Below are 4,881 nucleotides of genomic sequence, written 5' to 3' on the forward strand. Positions count from 1 at the left end.
TCAAGAACGGCCGCGCCAAGGCGGTGCGCTTCGCGACCCTCGCCGCGCTCTGCGAGGTGCTCGAGTGCCAGCCGGGCGACCTGCTGCGCTGGGAGACCGAGGACGCCGCAGGCGGATGACGTGCCCTACCAACGCGTCATCGCCGATCCGGCCTGCCTCTTGAACCGGCTCCGCGCGCCCCCCGGGGCCGTGCCCGAGGAGATTCGGAGATTCCGGGCGTGCTGGAGCGGCTGACCGGCGTGCCCGGCCTCGCGATCCCGCGGCGTACGGCACTCCGTGCCCGGTTCGGGTCTCGGATCCGGCGACTGCCGTGGACGGGTCTCGCCAACCGCGATGGACGGGAGTGCCGTGACCTACGTGGGCTCCACGGGCGAACCGCCGACTCTGGTGAACGGTAGTCCGGCAGCCGACCGGCACTCGTAGGCTGGTCGGTGTGACGGATGAACTGCAGCGCCTGGCTGACGGCTTGACCGCCGACTACCTCCATGGCCGGTGGCGGCCGGAAGCGACCGAAGCACACCGCGCCCGCATCCTGTCCGCGCAGGCGAGCATCGACGCAGGCCTGGACGGCCTTGCCGCCGGCGGCGTCCTGACCGCCGCGTCCATCGATGAGATGCTGCGCCCGCACCCCGAACTCGACACCTGGCGTCTGGCCGGCGTACTGCGCGTCTACCCGGCCGGAACCCTCGAAGCCCAAGCCCTGGTACGCGACCTGCTGGATGCGATCGCCGTCGGCGGCTTCCCGCTGCCGCCGCCCCGGCCCCTGCGCTACGTCGAAGCTCCCGCACGCTATGACGGCGGTCCCGCCGCGCTCTTCCTGGGCGGCGGCATCACCGGATGCCCGGACTGGCAGCGCCGCGCCGTGCTCCAGCTCGACGCGATCGGCTCCCCGGCGGTCGTTCTCAACCCGCGTCGCGAGGCCTTCCCTCTCGGGCAGGCGGAGGCGGCACGGGAACAGACCGCCTGGGAGTACGAGCACCTCCGCCTCGCCGACGTGATTCTCTTCTGGTTCTGCGCGGAAGCCGTCCAGCCCGTCGCCCTGTACGAACTGGGGGCTGCTGCTGGAACACAGAACACATCACGCACCGCGGCAACATGAAAACCGCCACCAACCCGGCGTCCCGTTGGCTCTTCCCCGGCCGCCGGACCGGCCTCTCGGCCCCAACCACCTGTCCGCGCCCCTGAACCAGGTCGGAATCCCGATCGCCGCTGCCCGGCAGCAACTCCTCGAACTCCCTGCCCCGGCGTCGCAGATGCCCTCGGCTACCACGACAAGACCACAGCTGGGAGAGACCGCGACACGCTCACGCTGACACTGCTGTGCACGGCTCGCCCTCGGTCCGCCCCGGACCTGGGGCGGCCGTGTGAGGAGAGCGCGGAGTCAGCGAATGGGGAACCCGCGGCAGATTGGGCGGCGGTTGCCGCTACGCATCCCCCGGACACGGGTTCGCCGTTGCTGAATCGCGAGGGCCCTGATCGGCGTGGCGCATGTGCGGGAGGAGCGTCTGCGCTGCGAGGTGGTCCTGCAGCAGTGCGTGACGGAACTGGTAGACCGGGCCGACCTGTCGGAGAATCCCCAGGCGATGGGCCTCTCGAAGGAACGCCATCGTGTTCCGGGGCAGTCCCTCTCGCCGGGTGAACCGTAGCCGGGCAGCAGCGAGATGACCCCAGTTCGTTGCTGACAGCGCCAGCAGCGCGCCGATGGCCGCTGCCGTCGGCAGGTCCGGCCCCGTGCTCGCAGACCGTAGGCCCTCGGTGAGATTGTCGAGAGTTCCCTGGTACTGCTGCGGAGCGTGGCGCATCGTGGAGTAGAGCATGAGCGCGAGAGCGGACAGCACTGCCACGGCGAGGGCGTACCGGCGGTCCGCACGCAGTGACGACGTGGGGGTGGCGCCGCCGTCGGACGCGAGGGGCGCGCGGACGAAGCGCACGAGCGCGAGCCCCATTCCGAAGAACGCTCCCAGCACCAGCGGCATCGTGTTCTCGGCGATGTAGCTCAGCAGGGTCAGCGGACTCTGGGGCCGCAACGCGAATACGTGCGGTAGCACGTTGCAGAGCAGACCGAATCCGAGGATGGACAAAGGGACGGAGGCGAGCTCGACGGCCAGCCGCCTTACCCGGCCCCGCACGCCGAACCGGGCCAAGACGGGGAGGTGCGGAGGGTGCGGCGGACCGGCCGCCAGCAGAGTCACGGTGTACGGGATTGCCGCCATGGCAATCGGCGACACGGTGCGCCACGGGGTCGTCGCCCAAGGGCCTTCGATGTAGTGGCGCGCCAGGACGAACAAGCCGCCCTGCAGGATCCCGGCGCCGCAGCCGAGCAGCAGGGCCATGCTGGTGGCTGCCGCTCCGTGGGAGGAGGTGAACCGGCGTACCGCGGGAGCCATCGCCACGAGGAAGAGCACCGCGAGTGCGTACCCTCCCGCCTTCTGGAGCCGCCACTCGTTCCAGAACAGGTACGCGAGGTCTACCGGTGGGGACGAGTACCACCAGGCTTCGGCCGTGCTCTGGCACCAGACGACGACGAAGACTCCCATGGCGAGGCAGAGAGCCCGGCGCAAGGTACGGGCCGGCGCGGGGTCCGCCCGGTGAAGATGCCACCACTCGATGTCGTAGGTGCCTTTGCGGTGCAGGTGGGCGGCAAGCTGACGGAGCCGGCGCGGCGCGTCCACGAGCTCGCGCGCCGCACGGGGGGTTCCTGGGTTTGCGGCGGCTAGCCGGGCATCTCGATCACAGAGCGCGGGGACGACGCTGGCGAGCAGGTGCTTGGTGATGGCGGCGGCGTCGGGGAAGCGGGCGACGTCGGCGAGTTCCTCCGGACCGCCCGTACGTGCCGGCCCGGGCGGCGACGTGTAGACCAGCCTCGCCATCGAGGCATTGAGCGGGTTCGTGAGGGCTGCCGCTGCCGGGCCCTGCGGGTCGGTTCGCAATCGCTCTGTCAGCCTCCTCCAGCCGGGGCTGAGGCCACCCGGAGCGGCGCCGAGGGTGAAGAACTCCGCAACCGCGTCCACGCTCAAGGGCTGAGGCTCGATAACGGCGGCAGCGGTCAGCACATCCTGGCACTGAGCCACTGCCCGCTCGTAGGAACCCGTACGACACGTCAGCACGAGCGAGCCGCCCTCCGCCAGCCAGTCGTTGACCATGGTGAACACCCGCGCCTGCTGCGGGGCAGGGACCTCGTCAAGTCCGTCCAGCACCGGCAACAGACGATGGGCTGCGAGAAGTTCGGCGATCGAGTCGGTTCCATAGACCCGCCGGTCGCTGAGTGCCGGGTACTCGGCTGTGAGCCTTTGCCGCAGCCAGGCCCGCAAGTTCGTGTGGCCAAGCACGTCGGAGGAGAGCGAGAGGACGACCGGGACCGGATCGCCGGACGAGCGAGTGCGCAGCAGGGCGAGGGTCAGCAGAAGCGCCAGAGTGGTCTTGCCCGATCCAGCCGGTCCGATGACGACCAGCCGCTGCCGGGCGAGATCGCGGAAAGCCGTAGCGAGTCCAGTGGCGTCGTCCGCACGGCAGTCGAGCGGCGTTCCGACCAGCGCACGATGGTCGGCGAGCAGGCGTGGACTGTCCACCCAGCGGACGTCCAAAGGCCGTGGGTCGGCCAGCCGGCGCAACGCTGCCTCCCGGGTCCACACCTGCTGAACGAGGCGGGCCAGTCTTTCCTCCGCAGCGGCCAACTGCTCGGCCGTTGGCGGAGGCCCGCCATCGGAGTTCTGACGGGCCCAGAGGACCAACGCGACCACGGCGCCCCAGGCGCCGAGCACGGAGGCGGCGTTGCCGGCGTACTCCACGCTCCTGCCGGCCCAAGCCGCTGTCAGCGCTGAGGTGATGACCACGGACGACACCACTGCCACAACCCAGCGCCAGCGCAACACAGCGTGCCTCCATGACCTGTACGCAACCCGATCGGGGATGTCACCTGGCCAACGAAAGGCAGAAGCGGAAGGCACGAGACACGGAGGTGGCCGATGCGAAGGCCCGGGCGACGAGCGAGTGGAACCGGTGCCCCGCATCGGCGGTGAAGCGCGGCAGGGTCCTTCAGGAAGCTTGAAGCACTTGGCGGGTGCCGGGGTGGTGGGCACCTTTGTCGGGGCGCGCGAGGCGTGGGCGGCTGGCTGTGGCGCAGCATTTGCATGGCCTCACCGAACAGGGACGGCGAGAGCGAAAGGCGGTGCCCGCCAGACGGGCACGACGTCGTCGGCGCCCGCCGTGCGGGACCGGCCGTGAAGGTTCGCTGAACTCTCCCGCCCCACGGGATCGGGTCTTTTCCGCAGGTCAGAGCCGGTGTCCCTGTGGGCATGATCAGTGTTGCGAGGGTTCAGAGGCGGAACGCCTGGCGGTACTACGTGCGCGGGGTGGCCTTCGGGGACGGTCGCCGTCCGGCCCGCCAGCCGTTCAAGGACGCCCAGGAGAAGGCCGGACTCCCGCCCGGGGTGTGGATGGGGCGCGGCCTGCCCGCGCTCGGGCTCACCGCCGGGGAGACGGTGACGCAGCGGCAGATGGAGCTGCTGTACGGGCAGGGCCGGCACCCGGACGCCGACCGGATGGAGCGCGAGCTCCTGGAAGACGGCGCCGACCCGGAGACGGCACGGCTGGCCACCGTTCTCGGGCAGCCTCTCGAAGAGATCGAGAGACGCGGGCTGACCCCCGCTGTTCGCCGTCGACTGGGTGGTCCGGCCGCAGGAGAGCCTGCTCATGCTGTGGGCGCTGGGAGACGACCGCACCCGGCGGGTTATCGAGCGGGCCTGTCGGCGGCCATTGAGAAGAATTCCCCACGTACGGCCACTTGTGCCGTCACTCTCCGTCGACGTCCCGCGTGCTCGGGTTGCACGGTGTAGATCAGGCCAGGGGTGCTTTCCCGGCGGGGCCGATGTCGGCGCGGAC

4 protein-coding genes are annotated in these 4,881 nt (G+C 70.5%); 3 read left to right on the plus strand and 1 reads right to left on the minus strand.

What is annotated here, in order from left to right:
* On the plus strand, nucleotides 1–119 hold a 119-nt coding region (locus ABZ725_RS52390), incomplete at its 5' end, for a helix-turn-helix domain-containing protein (protein WP_358809454.1).
* Nucleotides 120–433: 314 nt separating this feature from the next.
* Complete coding sequence (locus tag ABZ725_RS52395; protein ID WP_358809451.1) at nucleotides 434–1,099, plus strand: nucleoside 2-deoxyribosyltransferase domain-containing protein; 666 nt, start codon at nucleotides 434–436, stop codon at nucleotides 1,097–1,099.
* Nucleotides 1,100–1,424: 325 nt separating this feature from the next.
* Here ABZ725_RS52395 and ABZ725_RS52400 read toward each other — a convergent pair whose 3' ends face one another.
* Nucleotides 1,425–3,872, minus strand: a complete 2,448-nt coding sequence (locus tag ABZ725_RS52400) for an NACHT domain-containing protein (RefSeq protein ID WP_358809452.1) — start codon at nucleotides 3,870–3,872, stop codon at nucleotides 1,425–1,427.
* 423 nt (nucleotides 3,873–4,295) lie between these two features.
* Between ABZ725_RS52400 and ABZ725_RS52405 the strand changes: the two genes are divergently transcribed.
* A complete protein-coding gene (locus ABZ725_RS52405; protein ID WP_358809453.1) occupies nucleotides 4,296–4,835 on the plus strand; it encodes a relaxase domain-containing protein in 540 nt (179 codons plus the stop codon).
* Nucleotides 4,836–4,881: the final 46 nt, after the last annotated feature.

This window comes from Streptomyces sp. NPDC006872 (assembly GCF_040635845.1).
Taxonomy (GTDB): Bacteria; Actinomycetota; Actinomycetes; order Streptomycetales; family Streptomycetaceae; genus Streptomyces.